The organism is Mycobacterium appelbergii, assembly GCF_032883035.1.
In the GTDB taxonomy this organism is placed as follows: Bacteria; Actinomycetota; Actinomycetes; order Mycobacteriales; family Mycobacteriaceae; genus Mycobacterium; species Mycobacterium appelbergii.
In genome coordinates this window covers 407,191-433,742 of the sequence record NZ_JAMQTH010000004.1, presented here as the reverse complement: position 1 = coordinate 433,742, position 26,552 = coordinate 407,191, and the positions used below count along the sequence as shown (strand labels likewise).

Below are 26,552 nucleotides of genomic sequence, written 5' to 3'. Positions count from 1 at the left end.
CGTTGCCGGTACTCAACTTTCGTAGTGTTCGACCAACACAGCTTCGACGAACTCGGTTGGCATACTGCCCCCTTCGGCGTCTGGTGAAACGGCACGGTGATAGCGGGCCATCAGGTCGTCGGCCTCGATCATCGATACCTGCCAACCTCGCTCACTCAACCACTCGGTGACCATGGCCCGTTCCTCGATGAACCACAGGCCCTCCGGGTCGGGCATGTCCTCGCCTGCCGCACCGGCTTGCTCGCGCAGCTGCCGCATCTGGTCCCGGCGTCGGGCCAGGTACCGCTCGGTGAAGAACTCGGCGGCGAAGGCTTCGACGCCCACCCTGCTGCCCAATGCCGACAGCCCCGTGATCCGCTCGAACAGAACGTCCTGTGCGTCGGCAGGCAAGTAGGGCAGTAGGCCCTCGACCGACCATGCGGTCGGCTGCGTGGCATCGAATCCCATGGCTTGCAACGACTTCGGCCAGTCCTGGCGCAGGTCGACGGGAACAGCCACATAGTGGGTTCCCGGCTGCGCATGCTGCGACTGCAGAACCTCGGCTTTGAACTGCAGCACCTGCGGTTGATCGATCTCGTATACCGCGCTCTCCTGTATCCAGGGCAGTCGCCAGGCGCGGGAGTCCAGGCCGGCGCCGAGGATCACCGACTGCCGGATGCCGTTGGCGCCCGCGGCGATGAAGAACTCGTCGAACCACTTGGTGCGTGACGCGGCGTAGCCCGAGATGGCGCGGATCCGCTCTGCCATCGGCCCGCGCGGCCGCCGCCAACCGCGTGCCGTGGCGGCGTCGAGGAATGCCTGTGCATAGGGGTCGGTGAACAACGGATGCTCAGAAGTGGTCTCGTCCGCCCGCGCCATCGCGACCGCAAGCGCGGTGGCGCCGACGCTTTCGGTGATGTCCCAGCTGTCGTCGTCACGCCTGGCCATGAGGTCCGGATTCCCCTTCTCCGTCGAACTCCCGCAACTCATCGCGGATCAGCATGTCTTCTCGAACGTTCTGCTCTCGATACGCCAGCTGACCCACCCTGTTGGCGATCACCGGCGCGGTGATGAGGGTAAACAATCCGGTGAGAATCAGCATGCCGACGTCGGCATGACCGCGCAACCGGATCGCGGCGCCGGCCAACACCAGCAGCAGACCGAGCACCTGAGGCTTGGTTGCGGAATGCATCCGGGACAGGGTGTCGGCGAAGCGCACCACGCCGACCGCGGCGGTCAGGGCCAGAGTCGACCCGCCGAGTATCAGTACCGCGGTGATGACGTCGAGAATGTTCACAGTGCTCTCCGGCGGCCTTTGTCGGTGTCGGGCACGCGGAACCGCGCCACGCTCACCGAACCGACGAAGCTGATCAACGCCAGGGCGGTCAGGCTGTAGGTCACCGTGGTGTCAAGGCTGAAGGCCGCCCAGGTACCGATCGCACACAGCGTCACCGCGACGAGGGTGTCCAGTGCCACCAGCCGGTCCAGGGTGCTCGGCCCGGCCAGCAATCGGAACATCGTGATGGCCGCGGCGGCGGTCAGCATGACCGCGGCAATGGTCCAGACGATACTCATGCGCGATCCGCCTTCGCTCCTCGCTGGACGTTCATGCAGTCTCCTTGCTGGCCGATGGGCGCCAGTCAGCCTCGCGTTCGAACGCGGCCACCAACATGCGCTCCAAGGTGGAGATTTGGCGATGGAATCGGTTCACCGCACTCTCGGAGCCCACGTCGATGACGTGCACGTAGATCAAGCGGCGGGTCTGGTCGATCTCCAAGACGATGGTTCCGGGGGTCAGATTGACGATGTTGACGCCGAGCGCCAGCACCAGATCCGATTTCACCGCCAGATGCGCCCGCAGTACCGCGTTCTGCGGCGGCGTCCCGGGTTTGACCGCCAGCCAAGCCATCTGGAACGAGGACATCACCAGCCATGCGCCGACCCGGATGATCAGCCGCAGCAGGGACAACAGATGGACCCGGCCCTCGACGGGGACGGCGGGCAGCGGCAGCAACAACGTGATCACCAGAGCGACCGCCAGGCCCGACAAGATGTTGGCCGCAGAAACACTGCCCCACAGCAGCACCCACACCAGCATCAGCCAGCAGAGGATCCAGGCTCGCAGCAGCACCCATCTCATTGCACATCACCTCCGAGCACTGCCGAGATGTACTGACCACGATCCAACACTTCGGCGGCGGCCCGCTCGCTGTAGCTGATGATCGGGCCGGCAGCCACCGTCAGCGCCAAGCCGACCAGGATCAGCGCGGCTGTCGGCACCAGCATGCCGACGGGCATCCGGCCCACGTTGTCACGGTCGGCGAACTCGATGTCCTCCGCATCGTCGAGCAGGACCGCGGGTGCGGCGGCGGCCAGATGCCCTTCTGGCGCGTCGGCCCTGGACCGCCAGAATGCTTTCGTCCAGACCCGGGCCACCACGTACAGCGTCAGCAGGCTGGTGACCACCGCACCGGTGACCAGAATCCAGGCCAAGGCCGAACCGTTCTCGGCGCCTGCCTCCAGCAGTGCCACCTTCCCGATGAAGCCCGAGAACGGCGGAATGCCACCGAGGTTGAGCGCCGGAATAACGAAGACAAACGCCAGCACCGGGCTGGCTGCCGCCAGCCCGCCGAGTCGTTGCAGGGTGGACGCGCCGGCTTGCCGCTCGATGAGCCCGACGACCAGGAACAACGTCGTCTGCACCACGATGTGGTGCGCCACGTAGTAGATCGCCCCCGACATGCCCAGCTCGTTGCCCAGCGCAATGCCGAACACCATGTAGCCGATGTGGCTCACCAACGTGAAGGACAGCAGCCGCTTGATGTCGCTCTGGGCGATGGCGCCGAGGATTCCGATCACCATGGTCAACAGACCGGCCACCAACAGCACGGAATCCAGCTTGCCACCGGGGAACAGCAGCGAATGGGCGCGAATGATCGCGTACACACCGACTTTCGTCAGCAACCCGGCGAACACCGCGGTGACCGGTGCCGGCGCGGTCGGATACGAGTCCGGCAGCCACGTCGACAGCGGGAACACCGCGGCCTTGATACCGAACGCCACCAGCAGCACCGCGAACAGCGCGACCCGGGTGCCTTCGGACACCCCGCCGAGGCGTACGGCCAACTCGGCCAGGTTCAACGTGCCGGTCGCGGCGTACACCAGGGCAATGCCGATCAGGAAGATCAGCGACGACACCATCGACACCATGACGTAGGAGATGCCGGCGCGGACCCGTTCCTCACTGGCGCCGATGGTCAGCAGCACGAAGCTCGCGGCCAGCAACACCTCGAAGCCGACGAACAGGTTGAACAGGTCACCGGCCAGGAACGCCGTACACACACCGGCGGACAGCACCAGGTAGGTGGGCAGGAAGATCGACACCGGCTGGCGTTCGTCGCCGTCGCGGATACCCTGCCCGATGGCGTAGACCACGACGGCGAGCAACACGATGGAGGACACCACCAGCATCAGCGCGGAAAGCCGGTCCACCACCAGGGTGATTCCGAGCGGGCCCATGCCCGGGACGCTCTGGCCCCAGCCGCCGACGTGCAAGGCGAGCGTGCCGTCGCGGTCGGCCAGGTAGAGCAGCGCCACACACACCGCGACCACCGCGACCAGGGCGACCTGGGCGATGATCCGCTGCAGCTGCGGGCGTCGTCCGGCGACCAGCGTGATCGCCGCGGCCAGTGCGGGAATCAGCACGGGCAGCGGTATCAGGGCTTGGGCGGTCATTTGGAACCCTCGAATCCGGGCAGTGCGTCCAGTTCGTCGGGAGCGTCGGTGTCGCGGCTGACATCGGCGGGCGGCAGTTCCTCGTCGTCCTCGGTGCCGGACTGCTGCGAGACGCGGGTGTCCTCGGGGTCGTTGCTGACTTCCTCGACCGTGGTGAGGCGGTACGACCGGTAGGCCAGGGCGAGCACGAATGCCGCGATACCCATGCTGATCACGATGGCGGTCAGGATCATGCCCTGCGCCAACGGATCTGCGGTGGTGGAGGAGCCGTTGCTGCCCCGGCCACGGATCGGCGGATTACCGGAGGCACCACCGGCGGTCAGGATCAGCAGGTTGACCGCATTGCCGATCAGGAGCAGTCCCAACAACATTCGGGTCAGGTTGCGTTCCAGCAGCAGGTAGACCCCGGTGCTGGTGAGGCCGCCGACGATGATCAGGGGAACTAGAAATGTCGTCATCGTGCCCTCGTCTTCAACCGCTCGGCGGCATTGCTTATCTCCACGTCAACTCGGGCACCGAGGCTGCGCAGCACGTCGAGCACGAGGCCGACGACGATGAGATACACGCCCAGATCAAAGAACAACGCGGTCACGAACTTCACCGAACCCAGCACCGGCAGGTCGAACTCCACCAGCGCCGACGACAGTGCAGGCGCCCCCATCAGGACTGAGGCCACCGCGGTCCCGGCGGACAGGCCAAGCCCCGTGCCCAGGATCTTGCCGGCGTCCAGCGGCAGTGTCTCCCCGAGTTCATAGCGACCACCGGCCAGGTAGCGCAGCACCAGTGCCAGCCCGGCGGTCAGTCCACCGGCGAACCCGCCACCGGGGGTGTTGTGTCCGGCGAAGAAGAAGTATGCGGACAACACCATGATGAGCGGGAAGATGACGCGGGTGGCTACCTCGAGCACCAGCGAGCGGTACCGCGGATCGCGCAGATCGCTGCCGCGCAGCCAGGTGACGTCGCCGACGGCGGGGCTGTAGGCGCCGATCGGTCCGATGTCGGGTTGTCCGACGGCAGTGCTGACTCGAGGTGCCGAGCCGAATCGCCGGTTCCGGAAGACCAGGGATGCCACGCCGGTCGCGGCTACCAGCAGCACCATGACTTCGCCCATGGTGTCCCATGCCCGGATATCGACCAGCAGCACGTTGACGGTGTTGGCGCCGTGCCCGCGGTAATAGGCGGCGTCTGGCAGCAGGTCGGCGATACCGGCCCCGGTACGGGCGGCCATCGCATACACCGCGAGCGTGGTCACCGTGGTGCCCACCGCCAGCGCCAGCAGGGCACGCGGAAGGCGATTGCGGTTGATGTTCGTGGCGTCGGCCTCGGCCGGAAGTGACCGCAGCACCAGCACGAAGATGACCAGAACCAGTGTCTCGACCAGGAATTGGGTCAGCGCCAGATCGGGCGCACCGTGAAACGCGAAGATCGCGCCGCAGCCGTAGCCCGTGACGCCGACCAGCAGGACCGCGGCGAGCCGGTTGCGCATCACCGTCGCGCCGATCGCGGCGGCCAGCATCAACAATCCGACCACCACCTGCAGCGGCGAGTCCCACAGTGCGATGTCCGGGCGGTCGCGGGCTCCGATCGCCAGCGTCACGATGGGCAGCAGCACCAGGGTGCACAGGATCACCGACTGGGTGGCGGGCAGAGAGCCGCGCTGCGTCGATGCGGTCAGCCGGATCGAGACCACGTCCAGACCGCGGATCACCGCGTCGTAGATACGGTCGGCATTGCCGAGCGGGACGTACGGGAGCTGCTTGCCTCGCAACCGGCTTCGAGTGACGAACAGCGCAGTGCCCACAGCGAGCACGATCACCGACAGCACCAGCGGCAGGCCTACGCCATGCCACAGTGCCAGGTGGTAGCCCGAGCCACCGGGCAGCGTGTCGGCGTAGGCGTCGAGCGCGTTGTCCAGGCCGGCCGGCCACAACCCGAACACCAGGCCCGCGGCGGCCAGGATGGCCGGCGCGGCCAGGAAGGAAACCGGGGGATGATGCATTTCGGCGACCCGGGTGCTGGGTTTCGGTAATCCCTTGGTGGCGAAGGCTCCCCAGATGAAGCGCAGGCTGTACATGGTGGTGAAAATCGACCCGAACACGATGCCGGCAAGCACGTACGGCGCGGCGGAGCCGAGTGCCGGACTGTGTAGCACCGTCTCCAGGTCGGCTTCCTTGGCGACGAAGCCGAAGAACGGTGGCAACGCCGCCATGCTGGCGGTGGCGCCGACGGCGATGATGAGCAACGGTCGATGGTGGCGCCCCAGGCCGGCGAGGCGGCGGATGTCGCGGGTACCGGTGGCGTGGTCGATCACGCCGACGACCATGAACAGCGCGGCCTTGAACATCGCGTGCGCGCACAGCATGGCCAGCCCGGCCAGCATCATGTCCGAGCCACCCGCGCCCACCATCACGGTGATCAGCCCCAACTGGCTCACCGTGCCGAAGGCCAGGATCAGTTTCAGGTCGTATTCGCGGACCGCCCGCCAGCCGGCGATCAGCATGGTGAGCAGGCCGAGGCCCACGACCATGGGTCGCCACAGCGGCGTGTCGGCGAAGCCTGGCGTCATCCGGGCCACCAGGTAGACACCCGCCTTCACCATCGCCGCGGCGTGCAGGTAGGCGCTGACCGGGGTCGGTGCCGCCATCGCGCCCGGTAGCCAGAAGTGCAGCGGCACGATGGCCGACTTGGACAGCGCACCGATCAGGATCAGCGCCACGCCGATAGATGCCGCCGCCCCGGTAGGAGGCGCGGCGATGAGCTCCGACAGCAGATAGGTGCCTGCCATGTTTCCCAGCACCACGATGCCGACCAGCATCGCCAACCCGCCGAACGTCGTGACCAACAGCGCCTGGGTGGCGGCACGTCGGCTGGTGGCCCGCTCGGCGTAGTGCCCGACCAGCAGGAACGACAGCACCGTGGTGGTTTCCCAGAACACGTAGAGCACCAGCATGTTGTCGCTGACCACCAGGCCGAACATGGCGCCGGAGAACGCGACGAGTTCGGCCGCGAAGCTGGGCAGACGTTTCTCGAGGTGTCCATCGTGATGGCGGAAGTAGTCGGCGCAGTAGAACAACACCAGTGCTCCGATGGCCAGCACCAGCACGCTCATGATCGCGGCGAGCGCGTCGAACCGCAGAGTGATGTCCATCGACAACTCGGGCACCCACGGGACGTTCACCGTCGGGGCCGGGCCGTCGCCGGGCCAGTTCAGTGCCACCCACACCAGCGAGCCGAGTGGCACCAGACTCAATGGATAGAACGCCGCCCGCCCCCATCTGGCCACCAAAAGTGGCGCCAACGCGGTGGCGACCGCGTGGGCGAACAGGACGGCGAGCATGGCACTCCGATCTGGTTGGGGTCGGGGTGTCGGCTACCGATGAATGCTCGCGCGATGAGCATCTGTAGAGATGCGCGCCGCACGGAGAGCACCGGCTGGGCAGCTATGTCGTTTTGACGAACGCCATTCTACGTGGGCGGTTGTGGCTACCGTCATCGTGCAGAGGCGCAATGCGATGAAGGGGTGAATTCGCGTGGCAACCGGAGATGTCGTGGTGGTCGGTGCCGGGCCGACCGGTTTGATGACCGCCTGCGAGCTTGCGCTCGGTGGTGTGAAGGTGCGGCTACTGGAGGAGCGAACCACCACGCCCAACATCACCAGGGCATTCGCTGTCCATGCCAGAACATTGGAATTGCTCGACGGGCGTGGGCTGGCCGACGAACTGCTGTCCCGAGGCGTGCAAGTCCATGAGGTCGTGCCGCCCGGTGGTGCGACGTTGGACCTGCGTCAGCTTCCCACCCAGTTCGCCATGGTGCTCATCGTCCCGCAAAGCGGGACCGAGCATGTGCTGGAAGCCCGCGCCGCCGAACTCGGCGTCGAGTTCCGGCGCGGAGCGAAGGTGGTCAGCCTGCGCCAGGACGCCGATTCGGTGACGGTCGAGTTGGCCGGCGGGGACAGCGTGCAGGCCGACTATGTGGTGGGTTGCGACGGTGCACACAGCACCGTGCGGCGACTGGTCGGGATCGACTTCGTCGGCAAACAGTACGAGACCCACATTCTGTTGGCCGATGTGCAGTTGGCGTCACCGCCGTCCGAATCGCTGTTCGCGCGGACCGGCGCCGAAGGCGTGGTGCTGTTCGTCCCGTTCGGCGACGGCTGGTTCCGTGCCATCGCGTGGGACCGCCTGCGTGAGCAGGAGCCGCTGGACGAGCCGGTCACGCTCGACGAGATGCGTGACGCATTTCGCCGTATTGCCGGGCAGGACTTCGGCATGAGCGAGATGCGGTGGAGCTCGCGGTTCCTCAGTGAGCGACGCCAGGCCCGTCATTACCGGTCCGGGCGGGTGTTCCTGGCCGGCGACGCGGCCCACGTGCATTCCCCGCTGGGCGGGCAGGGCATGAACACCGGGCTCGGGGACGCCTTCAACCTGGGTTGGAAGATCGCGGCGGCAGTGCGGGGCCAGGCGCCGCCGTGGCTGCTGGACAGCTACGAATCGGAGCGCCACCCGGTCGGCGCCGACGTGCTGCGGCTCACCGACGCGTTCAATCAGGTGGTGCTCAGCTCGTCAGTCGCGCGACGGCTGAGGGTTCTCGTGCTCGGGGCCGTTCTGCGAATCCCACGCACACAACGGTTTCTGGCCGAACGGCTCAGCGGCATCGGCATCGCCTATCCACGGGCGCGCGACGAGGACTGGCTGGTCGGCCGACGGATCGCCGACATCGACTGTGCAGGCACGCCTCTCTACGAGCTGCTGCGAGAGGGCAAGTTCGTGCTCGTCACCGCCGCGCCGGTGGACGTCGCCGGGTGCGATGTGGTGCGGGCGATCGACAAGCGGCCCGAGCTGCCCGACGCGGTTCTGGTGCGTCCCGACGGGTATGTGGCCTGGGCCAGTGAACGGCTGCCACGGTCTTCTGAGGTGCGTGCGGCGATCACCCACTGGACTTCTGCGTCGCGGTGATGTGTCGGTGATGTGTCGGTGGCGGGGTGCAAGCATGCCGCCATGGGCGGGGTACTGATCGGCAGCGAAGCACTGGCCAAACAACTCGTCATGCGCAATGAGCTTCGACATCCTTCAGAAGTAGCGCAGCCAGACGTAGACCCATGCCAGGACGGTGCTCAGCAGGGTGACCACGACGCCGTAGCGGGTGAACTGCCAAAAGCTGATCGGATGCCCGGCCCGCTTGGCGATTCCGATGGCCACCACGTTGGCGCTCGCCGCGATGGCAGTGCCGTTCCCGCTGAAGCAGGCGCCCAGCGCGAATGCCCACCACAGCGACTGACCGGTGTCCGCGTCGGGCGCGTGGGCCACCATGCTTTCCACCACCGGCGTCATCGTCGCGGTGTAGGGAATGTTGTCGACGAACGCGCCGACGATCGACGAGCCGAACAGCAGCGCAGAGGCCGCGCCGAACCAGTTGTCGCCGAACGCGGACTCGGCGACCGAACCCAGCGCCCCGATGACACCGGTGTGCACCAGACCGGCGACCATCGCGAACAGGCCCATGAAGAACACCAGCGTCGGCCACTCCACCTCCGGCAGCACCTCGCCCACGTCGATGTCGGTGACCAGCAGCATGGCCCCCGCGCCGAGTAGCGCCACGATCGACGGCGCGACGTGCAGCACCGAATGCAGCCCGAACCCGACGATCACCAGCGCGAGCACCGCCAGCGAACGGATCAGCAGGCGGGTGTCGGTGATGGCGCGCCGCTCCTGCAGGGCCATCACCTCCTCGATGTGCATCTCGCCGGCGCGCAGATCTTTGCGGAACAGCAACCGGGTGAACAGCACGAACAGCACGAAGATGATGAGCACCGCGGGGGCCATGTGGATGAGGAAGTCGTTGAATGTCAGACCGGCGCGGCTGCCGATGATGATGTTGGGCGGATCACCGATCAGGGTCGCGGCCCCGCCGATGTTGGAGGCCAGCACCTCGGCGATCAGATAGGGCTGTGGGGCGATGCGCAACCGGTCGCAGATCACCAGGGTGACGGGCGCGATCAGCAGGATGATCGTGACGTTGTCGAGCACCGGTGAGGCGATCGCGGTGATCACCATCAACATCACCATGAGCCGAAAAGGCTTGCCGCGGGAACGTTTAGCGGCCCAGATGGCCAGAAAGTCGAAGAGGCCGGTCTGCTTGACGACGCCGACGATGACCATCATCCCGAGCAGCAGGAAGATGACGTTCCAGTCGATGCCCTCGTGCTCGGAGTAGAAGATCTTCGCGCCGGGAATCAGCCCAAGCAGCGCCATCAGGCCGGCGGCGACCAGAACGGTCTTGACCTTGTCGGCCCGCTCGGTGGCGATGAACCAGAACGCGACGACGAAGATCGCCAGCGCCACTATTGGGGCGAGCGAAGCGACGGGAAATAGGCCAGTGGCGAGCACGCGCCGACTGGATCAGTCGTTGGGACCGGCAACCGCCAGACTGGTCAGTAGCCGTTCGAGTGTCACCGCCCCGGTGAGTCGGCCGCTGCGATCGACGACCGCGATCAGCGGGCTGCGTTTGGTGGCCATGACGGTGGCGATTTCCAGCAGCGTCGCGTCGGGTGCGACGGTGGCCGGTTTGGCGACGGGGGAGGGGAGGCAGTCGCCGACGGTCAGCTTGCCGGGGCCATGCCAGAACAGGTCGGCGTGGATCTCGTCGACGGTGCGCACCAACGCCGGGTCGTCCCGGTAGGTTTCGGGAATCGTCAGGCGCAGCACCTGCGTTCCGGGCAGCACCGCGATCGGCCGATCGACTTCATCGACCACCACCAGGCCGGGCAGCCGGTTGACGACCATCAACTGGACCGCTTTGGATACCGGGTCGTCGATGCGCACGGTCGGCGGGTGTACGGCGATTTCGTGAGCTTGCATGTCTTGGTTCCATTGCGCTGGGGCGGTAATTGTCATCGTCCTCGCTCTCCGATCGTTCGGGACGGCAGTGCAAAATTCCGGCCACCGCGTTTGGCCTTTTCGGGCTCCTCCAAGCAGGTGTTGTCAGTCTGTGCGCCCGTACTGTCCGGTGGCTATCGGGGCGGACACCCATTCGAGGGGGGATGGCGCCTGTATGGACAAAAGACGTCGGGTCGGTCCACGCTGGTGAGGTGAAACCGGCGCGGACCCCGGCGGCGGCGCTGTTCCGCCGGGTGTTTCTGATCAACGGCCTGATCTTCATCCTGGGCACGTCGATCCTCGCGGTGTCGCCTGCGACGGTTTCCTCGCGCATCAAGCTCACCGAGATTCCGGTGCTGCTGGTGGGACTGGCGATCATGCTGACCGCCAACGCTTTCCTACTCCGGTCAAGTCTTGCCCCCCTGGATCGGCTCGCCGCGTTGATGCGGCGAGTCGATCCGCCCAAGCGCAGCGACCGGGCCGACGACGAGGACAGCGGCGATCTGCGCCATCTGATCACGTCGTTCAACGCCATGCTGGATCGGTTGGAGACGGAGCGGACCACTGCGAGTGCGTCGGCGCTGGCGGCGCAGGAGAACGAACGGCAGCGGATCGCGCGGGAACTGCACGACGAGATCGGTCAGACCCTGACCGTTGCCCTGTTGACCCTGAAACGCGCCGTCGATCGGGCACCGCCGTCGATTCGCGATGAGCTCGCCGATTCCCAGGAGATCGTGCGGGCCAGCCTCGACGAGGTGCGCGGCATTGCCCGACGGCTGCGTCCCGATGCGCTCGAAGACCTCGGACTGCACAGTGCACTCAACGCCCTGTGCAGCGACTTCGCCCACGCCTCCGGGATTGCCGTCGTCAAACACATTGCGCCTCAACTAGATCGACTCAAGCCTGATATCGAGCTGGTCTGCTACCGCATCGCCCAGGAGAGTTTGACCAATGTCGCGCGGCATTCCGGGGCGCGTAAGGTGTGGTTGGACTTGCACATGGGCACAACGGAGTTGACGTTGCGCGTTGCCGACGACGGCCGTGGCGGAGTGCAGGACGAAGGCGCAGGCATCAACGGCATGCGGGAGCGGGCGTTGTTGGTGAACGCCACGCTGGCCATCACGTCACCGGAGCACGGTGGCACCGAGGTTCGACTGGTCATCCCACTGCGAGGAGGTTGAGTGGCGGCGCGGATCCTGCTGGCCGACGATCATGCGCTCGTGCGCAGCGGGCTGCGGATGATCATCGACGCCGAGCCCGATTTACACGTGGTGGCCGAGGCGGCCGACGGGTATGAGGCGCTGACTGCGCTCGATGAAACACCGGTTGACCTGGCTATTCTCGACATCGCCATGCCGCGGATGACCGGATTGCAGGCCGCGCGTGAGATCAACCGGTCGCACGCGCATGTCCGGATCCTGATCCTGTCCATGTACGACAACGAGCAGTACTTCTTCGAGGCGCTCAAGGCGGGAGCGTCCGGCTACGTGCTGAAGTCGGTGGCTGACCGCGATCTGCTGGAAGCCTGCCGGGCGACGCTGCGCGGGGAGCCATTTCTGTACGCGGGCGCGGTGACCGCATTGATCCGCGACTACCTGCACCGCGCGCAGGAGGGTGGGGAGCTGCCAGGGAATATCCTCACGCCTCGCGAAGAAGAAGTGCTCAAGCTGATCGCCGAGGGATATTCGACGCGGGAGATCGCAGCGACACTGACGATCAGCGCGAAAACCGTTGACCGGCACCGCACCAACATCCTGGCCAAGCTCGGCCTGCGCGACCGCCTGGCGTTGACCCGTTATGCGATCCGGGCCGGCCTCATCGAACCGTGAGTCCAGATCGGGATGGCATGCGACGCAACACCGATGCCCCAGCCCATGATCGGCCAGACCGGCCAGAAGTACCAGGCGCCGCCGCCCAATCCGACGGCCAGCCAGATCCCAAGCATGAGTAGGGATCCGGCGAGGTACGCGGCGAGATGGAGCCGAACGCTCATTCGCGCGGCCCGCAGTTGAGCCTGGCGTCGGCGGGGATCGTTGCGGCGCAATTGGGCGACGGGCAGATCGGTGAGGAGCTGACGCAGTTCGCCGGTGGTCTGTGCGCCGAAGGCGGTGTGTAGGCGGTCCTCGTATTCGGCCATGGTCAGGTAGCCCTGGGCGAGAGCCTGACCGAGGTCGTTGGCGGTCTTCTCCCGTTCGCGGTCGCCGGCTCGTGTGGTGTCAACAGTGGCGGGCATGGCAGCTCCCCGGTTATCTAGGCAGTGACAAGTTGACTATCCCATGCGAACTTGCCAGCGTCAAGATCCCGTCGTCGCCACCTCGCGCTCGGCGAGGGTCCGCAGTGTGAGCAGCTGTTTACGCATCATCACGGCGTCGCCCAACGCGAGTGCCCGCCCGAGGATTCGCGGTCCGTCGAACAGCACCCGGACATGCAGGCGCGTCCCCTCGCCTTCGGGCCGCACGGTGTAGCTGACGGTCACTCCTTTGGCAGTCAGCGTGATGTGCTCGCCGTCGACGAATGACCGCAGTGCGAACATCGTCATGAACCGCTGGCCGGGCGCCAATTGCGTCAGGTCGGGATTGCGGGTCGTGGGACTGCGCCTGCCGAAGTTGTCGAGCAGGTCGTAGCTGTATGGCGCGACGCGCAGCTGGCACAGCCAACCGAACACGGTCGACGGCGGTGCCGCGATGCTGATCGCCCGGTCGGCCCGGGTGGCGGCACTGGCGGCGAACGCGTCGCAGGGCAGGGGTGCCGAGCGTTCCGGCCCGCTGGCCCCCCAATTCAGCATCACGCCGAGACTTTTGGTCGTGGCCGCAGCTGTCCTGCAATGCGTTTGAGCATCCACTGCACCGCAACCCGGTGGCCGCCCGAGCCGATCACCAGTGCGCGGTAGATCTTGCCGTGCAGGCCGGGGAATGCCGCCCAGGTCTGTGAGCGAATGCGGGTGCGATGCGGCGTGAGTGCATCGAGTTCGAACACCCAGTTGTAGACCGAGAATGGGTGGCGGCCCTTGAGGACGAGGCGTTCGCGGGGCTTGGCCTCGCCGATGGCGAATCCGAGCGGTGCGCGCGGATCGGCCGGGTCGTCGCACAACACGCGCAGGACGGCTGCCCATGTTGTTGCCGCGTCGGCGTCGACGGTTATGGCATGCTCATCGATATAGGGTAAACGTTCCATATAGAAGGACTGTACTAGATCGTGGCACCTCCGCGGAAGCATGAGACCGCTGTGATCCTCGACGCAACGCGTGCGCTGGTATTGGCCGAGGGGCCGCGGGCGGCCAGCGTCGCGGCCATCGCGAAAGCCAGCGGCGCCCCGGCGGGCACGCTCTATCACCGGTTCGGCAACCGCGACGGAATCCTCACCGCAGCCTGGCTACGTGCGCTGGAACGCTTTCAATCCAGAGCCATGGCGGCCTCTGGCGAAACAGCATTGGAAGCCGCGGTAGCCATGGGCGTCGCCGCTGTTCGCTTCGCCACGGAGGTGCCCGAAGACGCCCGCTTGCTGCTGACCATCCGGCCCAGCGACCTGCTCGACGGAGCGCCCGACGCGGAATTCGAATCCGTGCTCGCCACGATGAATACCCCGCTCATCGAGCGGCTCCGCGAGCTGGCCCGTGAGCTCTACGGCAACCATGACGCCAGGACGATGGACTTGATGGCCCGCGCGGTGGTCGACCTGCCGTACGCCACGGTGCGGCGGCACGCCAACGACGACGAACTACCGCCCTGGCTGGAAGAAGACCTGGCCGCGGCCGTCCGCGCGTTGCTCTCCCTGCGGTGAAATACGCTCAGCGAGGCGGCATTTGATTGCCGAGGTTGCCGGCCTCTTGCTGATCGGTGCCGGTGTATTCGGTAGCGGCGGACTTGAGCCTTGACGGCAAGGTCATTGGACAAGCTCTGCATGACCTGCGCGGCCGAGCTACGCGATGACTGGGCAGGCCCGAGTGCGGTGTTCCAGGTGTGGGCGTCACGTGTTCCGTGTGTCGTTGTGGCGGCGCTCGTTGAGGTGGCTACCGGGCTGGATCTCGGTGGCGTCATCGACAGTTGGTGGGATGCGGCGTCGGGGGCAAGCCCCGGGCTTGCGTAGATTTCAGGGTCCGCGTGCTTGGTTGCTGGTGTGGGCGTAGTTGGTGCTGGTGGTTTGCCGGGGGTCGGGGTACTCGCAGGTGTCGGGGTTGGTGTCGATCGTCGCGGGGTCGTCGTCGAGCCAGTCGAGGGGAGTCCATGGGTTGAGCGGCTCTGGGTGGTCGAGGTCGGCGGTGCTCGGTGGGGTTTCGGTGGGCTGGTCATACATGTTGGCCCACTCGCGGTCCCATTCCAGGATCGCTTCGAGGTCACACACGGGGATTGACTCGGGGTGCCAGTCGAGGTCTGCGATTGTGTCCCCGTGTGGTTCGCGTTGCGCTTCCCACTGCGGCTCGCCCTGCGGTTCGTGCTCTGCGTCCCTCCCCGGTTCGGGTTCTGCTTGCCGTTCCGGTTCGCGTTCTGGCTCGGACTTCGGCTCGGGTTCTGCGTCCCACCCCAGCTCGGCTTCCGGCTCGGGTTCTGCTTCGCACTCTGCTTCCGGCGCCGGTTCGGGTTCCGCCTCCGACCCTGGCTCGGATGTCGGCTCTGGCTCGCACTTCGGTTCTGGCTCGGGCTTCGGGTGGGGTGGGTTTTGGGGTGGGGTGAGGAGGAGTTCGGGGCGGTGGTGGTAGTTGATGCGGGCTTGGCCGTGATCGAGGGCGGCTGGGGGGTGCCATTCGACTTCGCCGGTGTCGGTGATGGTGGTGGTGTAGCCGCCGTCGGAGTGGACGAGACGATTGTCGGGCCCACACGCGAGGGCCATGTCATCGACATTGGTGTAGCCACCGTCGGCCCAATCCGCCACGGCGTGGTGGACCTGGCTGCCGTAGGCACCCACGGTGCAACACGGTTTGGTGCAGCCACCGTCGCGGGCGATGAGCATGATCCGTTGGGCCGGGGAGGCGATGCGTCGGGCCCGGAAATAGTTCAACGCGGATCCGGTGGCCCGGTCGAACACCGCCAGGTGGTGGCTGGCGTGGGCTGCCATCCGAATGACATCGTTGATGGGCAGCGTGGTGCCACCGCCGCTGAGGCCGATCCCGGCGCGGGATTCCAAATCGTGCAGGGTGGTGCGGATGATGATCGACACGGGTAGCCCGTTGAGTTGACCCAGGTCCCCGCTCATCAACGCGATCCGTCCGATGACGATCAGCGCGTCGTGTTGGCGTTGGGCCAGGCTGCGGTGATCGTTGTCGATCTGGGCTTGGGTGGGGGTCCCGGTGGTACAGGGTTCCTCGTCGTCGGGGTTGCACATGCCGGGGGCGGCGAGCTTGGCGAACAGCACTTCCATGACTGCAGCCAGTTCGGGGCTCAGTCGGGCGGTCAGATCGGTCAGCGCGTCGCGGCCCTGTTTGGCCATTGTGACCCCGCGTTTGCGTTCGCGTTCGGTCTCCTCGGGTTCGGGGCCGTCCTGATCGAGCAGAAACAACCGCAGTTCGGCGGTGTCTTTGAGTTCTTTGGGTCCGACCCCGACGGCGACGCGGACCAGGTCGGCTTCAAACTGCTCACAGGTGGTGGGGTCGATGAAGCCGGGCAGCCGACCGATCGCGTCGCGCAGCACGGACACGTGATCAGCGTTGATCAGCCCGGCCTGTTGGGCGGCGGCGACCGCGGCCCGCAGCGGCGGTAAGGGTTCACCGGTCAGGGTGCGCCGCGGCCCCAACTCGGCCGCCTCGGCCAGGCGGCGGCCGGCCTCAGCGGTGGACAGTCGCCACCGGATCCGCAGCACCTCGTTCCAGGATTTGGCCCCCAATTCCCGCGGTGAACAATCGGTTTGCAGTTGGGCCAGCAGTCGATGCGACGGGGAGGGTAGCTGAGAGCGCAGCGTCTCGTATTCGTCGAGCACGGCGAGCAGCTCAGTACGGGTCAGCGAGCCGACCTCACAGGCCGCGAACGCGTCAAACGCCGCCCGCAACCCGGCAATCGCCGCGACCACACCACCCTCCATACATCGAACATACATTCGACCACCGACAAGTCCGCGCCGAACTATCGCGCCTCAGGACATCGGCGACTATCGGGGACGCTGGTGTTCGCGATGTGGTCGAACACGTCGACCCCGGCTTGGGGCCCACCGTGCTCGACGCGGGACGTCGACATAACACGGCGGGCGGCGGGTCATCAGGCCACGCCGAGATCGCGAGCCGGCACGAGGATCGATGGGTTCATGGACAATTACCGCCCGAGTCCCGGGGTAGAAGTGCCACCACCAAGGCCACCCGAATCGTCACCGATGTCCTGAGGAATGGCAATCCGTCGTGTGGCCGTTTGAAGAAGGGCGTTGTATTGCGTGGCGGCAACTGGAAGTGGAATCACTTCGTTGGATCACCGTCAATTCGGCCGTCCAGAGACTGGAGGCGTTCTATAGCTCGCCCGTCGGTGAGTTCCTCGCGTCGCTCGGGATGGTGCCAATAGAACCGGACCAACTCGACGAGTGCGGTACCCTTCCGTGGGCAATCTGTCCGTGACGTTCTCGACCTCGGTCCATTTCCCGGCTTTGGGCTGCAGTAGCGTAGTGAATTCAAATCCCTCGGTAGTGAGAACCAGATAGCTGAGGGAGCCCTGGGTAGATAATTTGATCCAGCACCATGTTGGGACAGGCCCCGCTGCCAGGAAATAGGCATCAGCCAGGTGGAGATCGTTCCCGCGATGATTAGCCGGCGCAGATTCTTTTCAATTGCTTTATCGGGCAATATGCGGGTCCCGGTGGCGTCGAATGATGCTTGAAATGCTACCGTTTTCGATTCCACCATCATGGAGACCGAGTAGACGCAGGTCAGTGACAGGCCGAGTGCAACGACTATCGTGACAAGTGAAAACTGTATTCCCGCGCTCACTGCCCAGATTGCTAACATCGCCATAAAGACCAGCGTGACCGCAATCCCGAATCTTCTGGTGAATGTGTCCATCTCGGCCTTTGCATATGATGTAGATACAGTCGGTAAGGTCTGACGCATGGATGACAATGCCGACGTTCAGCAAGTGGTAACGGCAAGTCGGGAGATCGCCGCACCAGTGGAGACGCTCTTCGAGCTGATCGCAGACCCGTCGCAGCAACCGCGGTGGGATGGCAATGAGAACCTGGCGAATGCTCAAGCAGGCCAACGGGTGCGCGCCGCCGGCGATGTATTCACCATGACTATCACCAACGGCAGTGTCCGGGAGAACCACGTCGTGGAATTCGAGGAGGGCCGCCGCATAGCGTGGCGGCCGGGTGAAGAGGGGAAAGAGCCACCCGGTCATCTGTGGCGCTGGGAGCTACAGCCGTTGGGCGACAACCGAACTGTGGTCACGCACACCTACGACTGGTCACAATTGACCGACGAGAAGCGCAAAGTCCGAGCTCGCGCTACCTCGGCCGACGATCTGCAGTCCTCGGTCGATCGGTTGGCGGCGCTCGCTGAGACTTAGGGAGCGGCGGTCAGCGCGGAGGCATCTGGCCCGTGAGCTTTCCCTGCTCCTGCTGATCGGTGCGCGAATAATCGGCAGCGGCCGTATCCAGCTTCCCGGCAAGCTCATTCGAAACTGAATTCATCGCCTTGGTCGCGGCGGTGCGTGACATCTGCGCCTCCCCGAGCGCTGCGATGCTCAAGGAGCATACGAGACCGTGGGTCCGGCCAACCGTCATGGTGGCTCCGTCGGTCGCACGCTCGGCAGCCTCGATATTTGCGGCCACGTTTCGCTGTGAGCTCGCAAGGTTTGTCAAATCCGTTGCGGTGACCTTCAAGTCGCTCATATGCAGTTGCTCCGTCCTGTCGTCAGATCATCACGCCTGCGCGTCGGCAGCGATCTGGTCGTACCCGGCTCCTGCGCGACGAATCAGCGTCGCGTTGTGCGCGGAATTGTTAATCAGGTCTTTGTACCGGCTCAAGGCAAACGGCATTGTCGCTGCGACCGCTGCGATTTCGATGCCAAGTGAGATGACTGGGCCGCCGGGCACAATCGCCTTCGCCAAGATGGCGGGCACGATGGACAAACCAAGAGTTGTCTGGCATCGGTCCAACATCTTGCGGGTGACATCGATCTGTTCGGCTTCATTCGCCAGGGCATCCTTGACCGTGCCATCGATCTCCGCCATCCGCGCTGCCCGATGTTGCTGTTCCTCATTTCGTTTGCCGTACTCATCGGAGGATCCGCCCGCCCAACTATCAGGTGACATTGTCGCTTCCAAGGACTGACCGGTCTCCTTGAACTTGTCCGATCCCTGATTGAACGCTTCGCCCGTATCTGGATCCCCGAAGCCGCAGGTGTTAGCCATCCCCATCATCGCCAGCAGGGCGGCCTGGATGACGGGGGTTGCCGCGGCTTTAGCGGCATTCGCGGCCCCTAGTTTTGTTCCCAACTCCTGTGCGGCAGGTTGTAACAAGCCAACGAAGTCGGCGCCGACGCCGGCCATGCCCCATCCGACGTGTCCGTCATTTCCACCCATGCTCGATGGATGATCGTTGACGAGGCCGTTGAACCAGTTCGCCGAGGAATACACGTCTACAAAGGTGCCCATTCCTCGTGCTTCTCCTCGCTGTGTGGCGGTCCTACTGAGCCTAACGGTCCGCTCGGCTTGCGCGGTGCATCAAAATTATGGGGCTGCGAGGCCGCACATCACGAGGATGTGCCGGGTTTGACTTCACCTTGGACGGTCTGCAGGCGTTGGAGCGCCAGGCCGTCAGCCAGTTCCCCACGGTTCTCGGGGTGTTGCCAGTAGAACCGGACGAACTCCAATAAGGCGCGCCCGTCCGGTGTGAACAGGGCCGAGTCTTTGACTATCCGGGCCTTGTCGTTCGCCATAGCCATGACCAGTGGACTCCTGGCAGCGGTGTCATCGGGCACCACACTGGTGACATCCGTGACTTCGGACCATGCGCCGGCCTTGGTCGAGAATACTTCGGCAAACTCGAAGCCGGTGGGCGTCAGCCGTATGCGACTGATCCCTGGCCGTCTCAACGTCACCACCACCAAGAGGAGGCAGACCACTGCCGGTCCGGCGAAAACAAGCGCATACATCCGGCTGATGTCTGGTGGCAGTGGTATGGCGAGTTTGCCTGCGGCGCCAAACCCTGCGAGCAAGCCCAGGGCCACGGTCCCGGTAGCGACACCCAACAGCACTACCGCCTCTATGCGCTTGTCGATCCGGATTGTCGTCCCGGTGGCGTCAGAGATACCCCAAGCAACGGCTGTTGGGAGCAAGATCCAGGTGAGTAGGCCCAGGAACCAGAAAGCGCCGGAACCGAGCGCGACCAATGTCGTCAGATACTCACCATGAACTAGCGTGACGATTGCCCACGCTATGGATGCCAACGTCGGCAATCCCAGTGCGACCATGGAGAAAATTCGAATGGCCTTCACACCGACTCCGCTCTCCCCACAGCCAGCCCTCTCCTCAGCGCCCGGCCGAAAATTCTCGCAAGGACTCGACCTGCGCGGGATCCAGTGACGGACGGACGGTTTCGCGGGCGTTGGCGACGTCGGCGGCCGTGACGTCGGCCGCGTCGATCGAGCGCCGCATCGCTGTCAGCGCGGCTTCGCGCAGCAGCGCAACACAGTCCGCCGCGCTGTAGCCGTCCAACTGTCCGGCCAGGCTGTCGAGATCAACGTCGGGGGCCAGCGGAATCGACTTGCCTGCGGTGCGCAGGATTTCGCGACGGGCCTCGGTGTCGGGTGGCTCCACGAAAACCAGCCGCTCGAGCCGGCCGGGCCGCAGCAGCGCAGGGTCGATGAGATCCGGGCGGTTCGTCGCGCCGAGCACCACCACGTCGCGCAACGGGTCGATGCCGTCCAGTTCGGTCAGCATCGCTGCGACGACGCGATCGGTCACCCCGGAGTCGAAGCTCTGCCCGCGCCGCGGGGCCAGCGCGTCGATTTCGTCGAGGAACACCAGCGAAGGCGCGGAATCGCGGGCGCGGGCGAACAGTTCGCGCACTGCCTTCTCCGATGAGCCGACCCATTTGTCCATCAGCTCAGCACCTTTGACGGCATGCACCGACAGCCGTCCGGAACTGGCCAGGGCCCGTACCACGAACGTCTTGCCGCAGCCGGGTGGTCCGTAGAGCAGCACTCCTCGTGGCGGTTGCACGCCAAGCCGGGCGAACGTGTCCGGATGCTGCAGCGGCCACAGCACGGCCTCGGTGAGTGCCTGCTTGGTTTCGACCATGTCGCCGACGTCGTCGAGGGTGACCGAACCGACCGATACTTCCTGGGATGCCGAACGCGACAGCGGCCTGATCACCGTCAGCGCCCCGGTCAGATCCTCCTGCCGCAGTGCCGGTTCCTCGCCTTCGGTGCTGGCGCGGGCGGCCGCACGCAGGGCGCCTTCACGTACCACGGCGGAGAGGTCGGCGACCACGAACCCTGGTGTGCGGTCGGCGATCTCGCCGAGGTTCAGTTCGGAGGACGGCACGCCGCGCAGCAGCACTTCCAGCAGCGCTTTGCGGGTGGCACCGTCGGGCAGGCTCAGGCCCAACTCGCGGTCGCACAGATCGGGGGCGCGCAGCCGCGGGTCCACCCCCTCCGGCACGGCGGAGGTAGCGATGAATGCGACCCCGCGGGTTGCCACCGCGTCGCGCAGTTCACCCAGGATCAGGGTCGCCACCGGTTCCGGTGGGCGGTCGGTACTGGCCGGCAGTAACGCGTCGACGTCGGTGATCAGCAGCACCCCGCCACCGTCACTGACGGTCTGCACCGCCGAGGCCACGCTGCGTAACCGGTCCTCGCTGTGCAGCGCGCCGACTTCGGGCCCATCGAGTTCGATCAGCCGGCGCGACGCGCACACCGCACGCACCATGGTGGCTTTGCCCACGCCGGCCGGACCTGACACCAGAACCCCCAGATCGGGTGTGGCGCCTAGAGTTTCCAACAGTTTCGGCTCATCGAGTGAAAGCTTGAGCCACTCGGTGAGCTTGCCTGCCTGGGTGTGTGACCCTTTGAGGTCATCGAAGGTCACCGTGGGCTCGGCGCGGGCGGAGCTGATGGTGTGCCGACCGGTCGGCGCCGGCTCGGCGGCGGGTTCGACACCGACACCAGCACCCCATGACACCACCGAATTCGGCTGCACGCTGACCGGTCCTGCGGGATCCGTGCCGGTGACAGTCAGCAGTTCGGAGGTCCAGGTGATGCCGACCGACGACGCGAGCGCACTGGTCGCCGCCGACGTCGAGGTACCTGGGCCGAGATCGCGAGGTAGCAGCGATACCGTGTCACCCACCGTCATCACCTTGCCCAGCAGTGCCTGACGCAACGTAGCCGACGAGATGGACTGCGTGGCCAGCGTCGAGCCCGACACCGTCACCGAACGGGAGCCGTACACCGTCACCGGGGAGACGATCACCGTGGTGTTCTCCCGCACCCCGGCGTTGGACAAGGTGATGTCGTCGAGCAGCGCGGTACCGGCCGGGATACCCGATCCGGCCAGCCCGACCACCGCCGCCGTGGTCCGGGATCCGGTCAGCGAAACCGCGTCCCACTCCCGAATGCCCAACGCAGCAAGAACTTCCGGGTGCAGGCGGACAACTCCGCGGCGGGCGTCGAGGGCAGAGGTATTGAGCCGGGCGGTCAACCGTAGGTGACCCAGTGGTGGCTCCGGTTCGACGCCGAGTTCGGTCATCGACGCGGTCCGGGCCTGCGCAGGCCGAGCCGGGCCGCCGACCGCCGATGCGGTTGCGCCCGGCGGATGGCTCGGCGGGCCTGCCTCTGCTGTTTGGGTTTGTCCTCCCACAATTCGGGGTGTTCACGCAGCCAAGCCTTGGTGCGCACCGCAAATGGAATGTGGATGACGTACGCGAGAATGATCACCAGAATCACGATGTAGCCGTAGAACACCGAGGCCGCCACGCCCAGCGCCACCAATGCCAGCAGCGGCACCACCATGTTCGACGGCACTGCGAACGTGTGGATCTTGCGCATCGACACCGTGGACACCACCAGCAGTGAGACGCCGATCATCCAAAGCGACACCGCCCATTCGGAAGTCCACCAGCCGTCGCCGAACTGCATCTTGGCCGCCAACGGACCGATCGCGCCGATCGCCCCGGCCGGGGCGGGCATGCCGACGAAGTAGTTCTTCTCGTAGCCGGGCTGATCGCCGTCGAGCATCGCGTTGAACCGGGCCAGCCGCAGCACGATGCACACCGCGTACAGCAGCACCACGATCCAGCCGACGCGAGACTGGGACAGCAGGGTCGCGTAGACGATGAACGCCGGAGCGACACCGAAATTCACGGCATCGGCCAGCGAGTCGATCTCCTCGCCCATCTTCGAGGTGGCATTGAGCATGCGGGCGACGCGGCCGTCGAGCGCATCGAGTATCGCGGCCACCGCCAGAAACGCCATCGCCTCCGTTTCCAGGCCGTCCAGGGCGAACTTGACCGAGGTGAGGCCGAGGCAGATGGCGGCCACGGTCAGCATGCTGGGCAGCATCCGGAACGTCACCGTGGGCGTTTTGACGCGCGCCTTGATCATGGCAGCTCCGCGAGCACGGTTTCGCCGGCCAGCGCGCGCTGACCGTGAGTGACGAGCAGTTTCGAGCCGATCGGCAGGTAGGTGTCCAGGCGGGAACCGAACCGGATGAGCCCGTAGGTGTCGCCGATGGCCAGTTTGTCGCCGACGTGCGCGTTGCACACGATGCGACGCGCCACCAGCCCGGCGATCTGCACGGCGATCACCGCAACACCCTCGGGAGTGCGGATGACGACGCTGTTGCGTTCGTTGTCCTCGCTGGCCGCCTCCAACTCGGCCGAGTGAAAGCGGCCGGGACGATGCTGCACGGCCACCACTTCACCGCCGATCGGCGCCCGCTGGACGTGGGCGTCGAGCACCGACAGGAAAATGCTCACGCGCAGCATGGGCGAATCGGGCAGGCCGAGTTCGGCAGGCGGGGCCGCCTCCTCGATGAGACACACGAGACCGTCGGCGGGTGCCACCACCACGCCAGGACGAGTGGGTGGGACGCGGTGTGGATGCCGGAAGAACGCCGCGTTCGCGCCCGCTGCCAGCAGGCCGGCACGGCGTACCCAGCGGCGATTGCGTCCGAGCGCCGCGACGGCGAGGCTTGCGCCGACGAACGGCAGCCCCGCCGAATGCATCGGCGGAACGGTGGATCGCACCAGCGCCGCGAGGCGTTCTGGACCGGATTGGAGGTCGGGGCGTCTGGCCATCGGGAGGATTCTACGTGCGCCGGGTGTCGGAATCGTCAGCTCAGGTCCCACACCGGGACGGGCGACCCGGCGGGCAGTTCGATGACGTCCTCGCCGATCTCCAAAAGGCAGTTCGCCGAGGCCAGCCAGCGCAGATGATGCGACGCCGGCGGGCCGTAACTCGTGACGTCGTCCCCGGTCAGCACGCCGCGCCGGAACTGTCGTTTGCCCCGCGGTGAGGTCAGGTCCTCGGTCAACACCGCGGTACGGCGCGGCCGGCCGGGTTGGGGAGCGCCCATGGCGCCGCGCAGCGGCGAGCGGACGAAGACCTCGAAGGACACCAGCGCGCTGACCGGATTGCCGGGCAGGGTGATGATCGGAATACCGTTCACGGTGCCCGAGCCCTGCGGCATGCCGGGCTGCATGGCCACCTTCACGAACTCGACCTGCTCCGCGAGTGCGTCTTTGACCACCTCGTATGCACCGGCACTCACGCCGCCGGTGGTGATGATCAGGTCGGCATCGGCCGCATGCCGGTCCAGCGTGGCGCGGAAGGTGTCGACATCGTCGCCCGACATCGCCGAGGCGAGCACCTCGGCGCCCGCATCGCGGATGGCCGCGGCCAGCATCACCGCGTTCGATTCGTAGATCTGACCGGGTTGCAGCGGGGTGCCCGGCGCCACCAGTTCGGTGCCGGTCGACATCACCAGCACCCGCTGCCGCGGGACGACGGTCAGCTCGGCGAGCCCCAGCGCGGCGGCCAGACCCAGCGCGGCCGGGGTGATCAGCTGGCCGGCGCGCAACACCACGTTCCCGGCGGTGACGTCCTCACCGGCATGCCGGATGTGCTGCCCGATTTTCGCCGTAGCGCGGATCGTCACGGTGTCGATCGCGCCGTCGGTCGCCTCGACCGGCACCACCGCGGTGGCACCCGCGGGTAGCGGTGCGCCTGTCATGATCCGGTGTGCGGTGCCGGATTTCAGCGTCAACTGATCGGTGCGGCCTGCGGGGATGTCCTCGGCGACCGGCAACAAGACCGGGTGCTCCGCGGAGGCTCCGGCGACATCGTCGGCGACGACGGCGTAGCCGTCCATGGCCGAGTTGTCGAAACCCGGAAGTGACAGCGGCGCGGTGACATCCTCAGCCAGTACCAGCCCCAACGCGTCGGTCAGTGACAAGCGTTGGGGGGCACGAGCTTTGATCAACCCCGCGACGATGGCCTGGTGTTCTTCGACAGTCCGCATGGTTACACCGGGTAGCTGACGCCGGTCAGCTCCTCCGATACCGCCCAGAGCCGGCGCTGCACCTGCGGGTCGTGCGACTGGCTGCTGGACCGCACCAGCTTCGGGTGGCCCCGCAACTCGCGGAAGCCGTCGGGGCCGTAGTACTGACCGCCGTGTGCCGCGGGATCCGTCGCGGCCCGCAGCGTGGCCAGCGCACCCATGGCGGGGCTGTTGGTGACCAGTCCGGCTACCTGGCGGAACCCGGGTAAGCCCGATCCCGGGATGTGACGCATGAGTTCGGTGTTGGAGATGCCGGGATGGGCGGCGACCGCGATCGTCGGTTCTTCCTTGGCCGCCAGGCGGCGCTGCAGTTCGTAGGTGAACAACAGGTTCGACAGCTTGGATTGGCCATAGGCGGCCACCCGGTTGTAGCTGCGTTCCCACTGCAGATCATCGAAGTGGATGGCCGCCTGGATGCGGTGGGCCATGCTGGCGACCGTGACGACGCGTGAGCCCTCGACGGGTAGCAGGTGATCGAGCAGCAGCCCGGTCAGCGCGAACGTCCCGAGATGATTGGTGCCGAACTGCAGCTCGAACCCGTCGGCGGTGGTCTGCTTCGGCGGGTACATCACGCCGGCGTTGTTGATCAACAGGTCGATGCGCGGGTAGGCGCCCTTGAGTGCGTCGGCGCCGCCGCGAACCGAGTCGAGCGAGCCCAGATCGAGGGCCTGTAGTTTCACGTCGGCCTTCGGTGCCGCGGCGGTGATCCGGTCCACCGCCTCACGGCCCTTGTCCAGGTTGCGCACCGCGACGACCACGTGCGCGCCCTTGGCGGCCAGCACTCGCGCGGTCTCATAGCCCAAGCCGGTGTTGGAGCCGGTGACGATCGCGATCCGGCCTGATTGATCGGGGACGTCGCCCTCGGTCCATTTCGTGTTGGCGCTCATGGTTCGAACTCTACGTTTCGTCGGGCATGCTCGAACCATGGACAGTCCTCCCGGTGTGACCCTCCTCGATCCGGCCCGCCCACCGAGCGGTAAGGCGCCGTTGGTGTGGGCGCTGGGGGCGGCGATTCCGTGGGCGGTTCTGGTGGTGGCGCAACTGGTGTGGTTGGTCGTGGACCGGCGGCTGCTGTGGCTGCACGGATTGGCCGCGGCCGCGACGGTACTGGGCATCGTGATGTTCGTCGTGGTGGTGCCGTTGTGGCGATACCGGGTGCACCGCTGGGACATCAGCGTGGACACCGGAACACCCGCGGTCTACACCCGCAGCGGCTGGCTCGTGCAGGAGCGGCGCATCGCGCCGATCTCGCGGGTACAGACCGTGGACACCTACCGAGGACCGCTGGACCGGCTGTTCGGGCTGGCCAATGTGACGGTGACGACGGCCTCCTCGGCCGGCGCGGTCCGTATCGTCGCGCTGGATTCCGATGTCGCCGACCGGGTCGTCGCGCAGTTGACCGACATCGCCGCCATCGGCGAACAGGACGCCACGTGATCGACGGTCCGCCGGCGGAACCGGCCGTGCAGCCGCAGTGGCAGCGCCTCAGCA

28 protein-coding genes are annotated in these 26,552 nt (G+C 66.1%); 7 read left to right on the top strand and 21 right to left on the bottom strand.

Translation table 11 applies throughout. The annotated features are described in order from the left end of the window. Positions 1-12 precede the first annotated feature (12 nt). From M1247_RS12235 to M1247_RS12205, 7 genes are read right to left on the bottom strand one after another with little or no spacing between them, the layout of a single operon-like run. A complete protein-coding gene (locus tag M1247_RS12235; RefSeq protein WP_317156575.1) occupies positions 13-927 on the bottom strand; it encodes an SAM-dependent methyltransferase in 915 nt (304 codons plus the stop codon). After that, positions 914-1,276: a monovalent cation/H(+) antiporter subunit G gene (locus tag M1247_RS12230; RefSeq protein ID WP_317156574.1), complete on the bottom strand. Its 363-nt coding sequence runs from the start codon at positions 1,274-1,276 to the stop codon at positions 914-916. The genes M1247_RS12235 and M1247_RS12230 overlap by 14 nt, the downstream gene beginning before the upstream one ends. Continuing rightward, positions 1,273-1,554 carry a monovalent cation/H+ antiporter complex subunit F gene (locus M1247_RS12225; RefSeq protein ID WP_317156573.1) on the bottom strand — a complete coding sequence of 94 codons (282 nt, stop codon included), beginning with the start codon at positions 1,552-1,554 and terminating at the stop codon, positions 1,273-1,275. Before M1247_RS12225 ends, M1247_RS12230 begins: the two co-directional genes overlap by 4 nt. A gap of 31 nt (positions 1,555-1,585) precedes the next feature. Beyond that, on the bottom strand, positions 1,586-2,119 hold the full coding sequence (locus tag M1247_RS12220; protein WP_317156572.1) for a Na+/H+ antiporter subunit E: 534 nt from the start codon (positions 2,117-2,119) through the stop codon (positions 1,586-1,588). Beyond that, the gene (locus M1247_RS12215; protein ID WP_317156571.1) at positions 2,116-3,714 is read right to left on the bottom strand and encodes a Na+/H+ antiporter subunit D; all 1,599 of its coding nucleotides are present in this window, start codon (positions 3,712-3,714) and stop codon (positions 2,116-2,118) included. Before M1247_RS12215 ends, M1247_RS12220 begins: the two co-directional genes overlap by 4 nt. Next, positions 3,711-4,172, bottom strand: coding sequence for a Na(+)/H(+) antiporter subunit C (locus M1247_RS12210; protein ID WP_317156570.1), 462 nt, complete (start codon positions 4,170-4,172; stop codon positions 3,711-3,713). Before M1247_RS12210 ends, M1247_RS12215 begins: the two co-directional genes overlap by 4 nt. Continuing rightward, entirely contained in the window at positions 4,169-7,051 is a 2,883-nt protein-coding gene (locus M1247_RS12205) for a Na+/H+ antiporter subunit A (RefSeq protein WP_317156569.1), read from the bottom strand. Before M1247_RS12205 ends, M1247_RS12210 begins: the two co-directional genes overlap by 4 nt. A gap of 193 nt (positions 7,052-7,244) precedes the next feature. Here M1247_RS12205 and M1247_RS12200 point away from each other — a divergent pair, with 193 nt between their 5' ends. Beyond that, positions 7,245-8,669 carry an FAD-dependent oxidoreductase gene (locus M1247_RS12200; protein ID WP_317156568.1) on the top strand — a complete coding sequence of 475 codons (1,425 nt, stop codon included), beginning with the start codon at positions 7,245-7,247 and terminating at the stop codon, positions 8,667-8,669. A 114-nt stretch (positions 8,670-8,783) separates the two neighbouring features. Here M1247_RS12200 and M1247_RS12195 read toward each other — a convergent pair whose 3' ends face one another. Together M1247_RS12195 and M1247_RS12190 are read right to left on the bottom strand one after the other, a co-directional pair. Next, positions 8,784-10,100, bottom strand: coding sequence for an ArsB/NhaD family transporter (locus M1247_RS12195; protein WP_317156567.1), 1,317 nt, complete (start codon positions 10,098-10,100; stop codon positions 8,784-8,786). A gap of 12 nt (positions 10,101-10,112) precedes the next feature. Further along, the gene (locus tag M1247_RS12190; RefSeq protein WP_317156566.1) at positions 10,113-10,571 is read right to left on the bottom strand and encodes a CBS domain-containing protein; all 459 of its coding nucleotides are present in this window, start codon (positions 10,569-10,571) and stop codon (positions 10,113-10,115) included. A gap of 230 nt (positions 10,572-10,801) precedes the next feature. On the opposite strand from M1247_RS12190, the gene M1247_RS12185 reads away from it, so the two are divergent. Continuing rightward, a complete protein-coding gene (locus tag M1247_RS12185; RefSeq protein ID WP_317156565.1) occupies positions 10,802-11,770 on the top strand; it encodes a sensor histidine kinase in 969 nt (322 codons plus the stop codon). Next, positions 11,771-12,418 carry a response regulator gene (locus M1247_RS12180; protein ID WP_317156564.1) on the top strand — a complete coding sequence of 216 codons (648 nt, stop codon included), beginning with the start codon at positions 11,771-11,773 and terminating at the stop codon, positions 12,416-12,418. On the opposite strand, the gene M1247_RS12175 is transcribed toward M1247_RS12180, so the two are convergent. Genes M1247_RS12175 through M1247_RS12165 form a run of 3 tightly spaced genes read right to left on the bottom strand, consistent with a single transcriptional unit; the run spans position 12,385 to position 13,763 of the window. Beyond that, positions 12,385-12,822: a DUF1707 domain-containing protein gene (locus M1247_RS12175; RefSeq protein ID WP_317156563.1), complete on the bottom strand. Its 438-nt coding sequence runs from the start codon at positions 12,820-12,822 to the stop codon at positions 12,385-12,387. The genes M1247_RS12180 and M1247_RS12175 overlap by 34 nt on opposite strands. A 60-nt stretch (positions 12,823-12,882) precedes the next feature. Further along, positions 12,883-13,374, bottom strand: coding sequence for an SRPBCC family protein (locus M1247_RS12170; RefSeq protein WP_317156645.1), 492 nt, complete (start codon positions 13,372-13,374; stop codon positions 12,883-12,885). After that, positions 13,374-13,763: a hypothetical protein gene (locus tag M1247_RS12165; protein WP_317156562.1), complete on the bottom strand. Its 390-nt coding sequence runs from the start codon at positions 13,761-13,763 to the stop codon at positions 13,374-13,376. The genes M1247_RS12170 and M1247_RS12165 overlap by 1 nt, the downstream gene beginning before the upstream one ends. A 21-nt stretch (positions 13,764-13,784) precedes the next feature. On the opposite strand from M1247_RS12165, the gene M1247_RS12160 reads away from it, so the two are divergent. Both M1247_RS12160 and M1247_RS12155 read left to right on the top strand, forming a co-directional pair. Further along, complete coding sequence (locus tag M1247_RS12160) at positions 13,785-14,369, top strand: TetR family transcriptional regulator (RefSeq protein ID WP_317156561.1); 585 nt, start codon at positions 13,785-13,787, stop codon at positions 14,367-14,369. 120 nt (positions 14,370-14,489) lie between these two features. Next, positions 14,490-14,675: a hypothetical protein gene (locus tag M1247_RS12155; protein WP_317156560.1), complete on the top strand. Its 186-nt coding sequence runs from the start codon at positions 14,490-14,492 to the stop codon at positions 14,673-14,675. 3 nt (positions 14,676-14,678) lie between these two features. Here M1247_RS12155 and M1247_RS12150 read toward each other — a convergent pair whose 3' ends face one another. After that, the gene (locus tag M1247_RS12150; RefSeq protein ID WP_317156559.1) at positions 14,679-16,616 is read right to left on the bottom strand and encodes a DUF222 domain-containing protein; all 1,938 of its coding nucleotides are present in this window, start codon (positions 16,614-16,616) and stop codon (positions 14,679-14,681) included. A 992-nt stretch (positions 16,617-17,608) separates the two neighbouring features. Here M1247_RS12150 and M1247_RS12145 point away from each other — a divergent pair. Next, entirely contained in the window at positions 17,609-18,064 is a 456-nt protein-coding gene (locus M1247_RS12145) for an SRPBCC family protein (RefSeq protein WP_317156558.1), read from the top strand. A 10-nt stretch (positions 18,065-18,074) separates the two neighbouring features. Here M1247_RS12145 and M1247_RS12140 read toward each other — a convergent pair whose 3' ends face one another. The 8 genes from M1247_RS12140 to M1247_RS12105 form a co-directional block, all read right to left on the bottom strand. Then, positions 18,075-18,389 carry a type VII secretion target gene (locus tag M1247_RS12140; protein WP_317156557.1) on the bottom strand — a complete coding sequence of 105 codons (315 nt, stop codon included), beginning with the start codon at positions 18,387-18,389 and terminating at the stop codon, positions 18,075-18,077. 30 nt (positions 18,390-18,419) lie between these two features. After that, positions 18,420-19,154, bottom strand: coding sequence for an EspA/EspE family type VII secretion system effector (locus M1247_RS12135; protein WP_317156556.1), 735 nt, complete (start codon positions 19,152-19,154; stop codon positions 18,420-18,422). Between the two features lie 98 nt (positions 19,155-19,252). Next, positions 19,253-19,996 carry a hypothetical protein gene (locus M1247_RS12130; protein ID WP_317156555.1) on the bottom strand — a complete coding sequence of 248 codons (744 nt, stop codon included), beginning with the start codon at positions 19,994-19,996 and terminating at the stop codon, positions 19,253-19,255. A 34-nt stretch (positions 19,997-20,030) separates the two neighbouring features. Then, positions 20,031-22,250: an AAA family ATPase gene (locus M1247_RS12125; RefSeq protein WP_317156554.1), complete on the bottom strand. Its 2,220-nt coding sequence runs from the start codon at positions 22,248-22,250 to the stop codon at positions 20,031-20,033. After that, on the bottom strand, positions 22,247-23,104 hold the full coding sequence (gene pssA, locus M1247_RS12120; RefSeq protein WP_317156553.1) for a CDP-diacylglycerol--serine O-phosphatidyltransferase: 858 nt from the start codon (positions 23,102-23,104) through the stop codon (positions 22,247-22,249). Before pssA ends, M1247_RS12125 begins: the two co-directional genes overlap by 4 nt. Then, positions 23,101-23,799, bottom strand: coding sequence for a phosphatidylserine decarboxylase (locus M1247_RS12115; protein ID WP_317156552.1), 699 nt, complete (start codon positions 23,797-23,799; stop codon positions 23,101-23,103). The genes pssA and M1247_RS12115 overlap by 4 nt, the downstream gene beginning before the upstream one ends. Before the next feature lie 35 nt (positions 23,800-23,834). Next, complete coding sequence (gene moeA / locus M1247_RS12110) at positions 23,835-25,022, bottom strand: molybdopterin molybdotransferase MoeA (protein WP_317156551.1); 1,188 nt, start codon at positions 25,020-25,022, stop codon at positions 23,835-23,837. Positions 25,023-25,024: 2 nt separating this feature from the next. Next, a complete protein-coding gene (locus tag M1247_RS12105; RefSeq protein WP_317156550.1) occupies positions 25,025-25,948 on the bottom strand; it encodes an SDR family NAD(P)-dependent oxidoreductase in 924 nt (307 codons plus the stop codon). Between the two features lie 37 nt (positions 25,949-25,985). Here M1247_RS12105 and M1247_RS12100 point away from each other — a divergent pair, with 37 nt between their 5' ends. Continuing rightward, entirely contained in the window at positions 25,986-26,498 is a 513-nt protein-coding gene (locus tag M1247_RS12100) for a PH domain-containing protein (RefSeq protein ID WP_317156549.1), read from the top strand. Positions 26,499-26,552: the final 54 nt, after the last annotated feature.

What these genes read in the sequence shown, in the direction of transcription:
- M1247_RS12235 (WP_317156575.1), bottom strand. Translation starts at nt 927, where the DNA reads ATGGCCAGGCGTGACGACGACAGCTGGGACATCACCGAAAGCGTCGGC.
- M1247_RS12225 (WP_317156573.1), bottom strand. Translation starts at nt 1,554, where the DNA reads ATGAGTATCGTCTGGACCATTGCCGCGGTCATGCTGACCGCCGCCGCG.
- M1247_RS12220 (WP_317156572.1), bottom strand. Translation starts at nt 2,119, where the DNA reads ATGAGATGGGTGCTGCTGCGAGCCTGGATCCTCTGCTGGCTGATGCTG.
- M1247_RS12215 (WP_317156571.1), bottom strand. Translation starts at nt 3,714, where the DNA reads ATGACCGCCCAAGCCCTGATACCGCTGCCCGTGCTGATTCCCGCACTG.
- M1247_RS12210 (WP_317156570.1), bottom strand. Translation starts at nt 4,172, where the DNA reads ATGACGACATTTCTAGTTCCCCTGATCATCGTCGGCGGCCTCACCAGC.
- M1247_RS12205 (WP_317156569.1), bottom strand. Translation starts at nt 7,051, where the DNA reads ATGCTCGCCGTCCTGTTCGCCCACGCGGTCGCCACCGCGTTGGCGCCA.
- M1247_RS12190 (WP_317156566.1), bottom strand. Translation starts at nt 10,571, where the DNA reads ATGCAAGCTCACGAAATCGCCGTACACCCGCCGACCGTGCGCATCGAC.
- M1247_RS12175 (WP_317156563.1), bottom strand. Translation starts at nt 12,822, where the DNA reads ATGCCCGCCACTGTTGACACCACACGAGCCGGCGACCGCGAACGGGAG.
- M1247_RS12170 (WP_317156645.1), bottom strand. Translation starts at nt 13,374, where the DNA reads ATGCTGAATTGGGGGGCCAGCGGGCCGGAACGCTCGGCACCCCTGCCC.
- M1247_RS12165 (WP_317156562.1), bottom strand. Translation starts at nt 13,763, where the DNA reads ATGGAACGTTTACCCTATATCGATGAGCATGCCATAACCGTCGACGCC.
- M1247_RS12155 (WP_317156560.1), top strand. Translation starts at nt 14,490, where the DNA reads ATGACCTGCGCGGCCGAGCTACGCGATGACTGGGCAGGCCCGAGTGCG.
- M1247_RS12150 (WP_317156559.1), bottom strand. Translation starts at nt 16,616, where the DNA reads ATGTATGTTCGATGTATGGAGGGTGGTGTGGTCGCGGCGATTGCCGGG.
- M1247_RS12145 (WP_317156558.1), top strand. Translation starts at nt 17,609, where the DNA reads ATGGATGACAATGCCGACGTTCAGCAAGTGGTAACGGCAAGTCGGGAG.
- M1247_RS12140 (WP_317156557.1), bottom strand. Translation starts at nt 18,389, where the DNA reads ATGAGCGACTTGAAGGTCACCGCAACGGATTTGACAAACCTTGCGAGC.
- M1247_RS12135 (WP_317156556.1), bottom strand. Translation starts at nt 19,154, where the DNA reads ATGGGCACCTTTGTAGACGTGTATTCCTCGGCGAACTGGTTCAACGGC.
- M1247_RS12125 (WP_317156554.1), bottom strand. Translation starts at nt 22,250, where the DNA reads ATGACCGAACTCGGCGTCGAACCGGAGCCACCACTGGGTCACCTACGG.
- pssA (WP_317156553.1), bottom strand. Translation starts at nt 23,104, where the DNA reads ATGATCAAGGCGCGCGTCAAAACGCCCACGGTGACGTTCCGGATGCTG.
- M1247_RS12115 (WP_317156552.1), bottom strand. Translation starts at nt 23,799, where the DNA reads ATGGCCAGACGCCCCGACCTCCAATCCGGTCCAGAACGCCTCGCGGCG.
- moeA (WP_317156551.1), bottom strand. Translation starts at nt 25,022, where the DNA reads ATGCGGACTGTCGAAGAACACCAGGCCATCGTCGCGGGGTTGATCAAA.
- M1247_RS12105 (WP_317156550.1), bottom strand. Translation starts at nt 25,948, where the DNA reads ATGAGCGCCAACACGAAATGGACCGAGGGCGACGTCCCCGATCAATCA.
- M1247_RS12100 (WP_317156549.1), top strand. Translation starts at nt 25,986, where the DNA reads ATGGACAGTCCTCCCGGTGTGACCCTCCTCGATCCGGCCCGCCCACCG.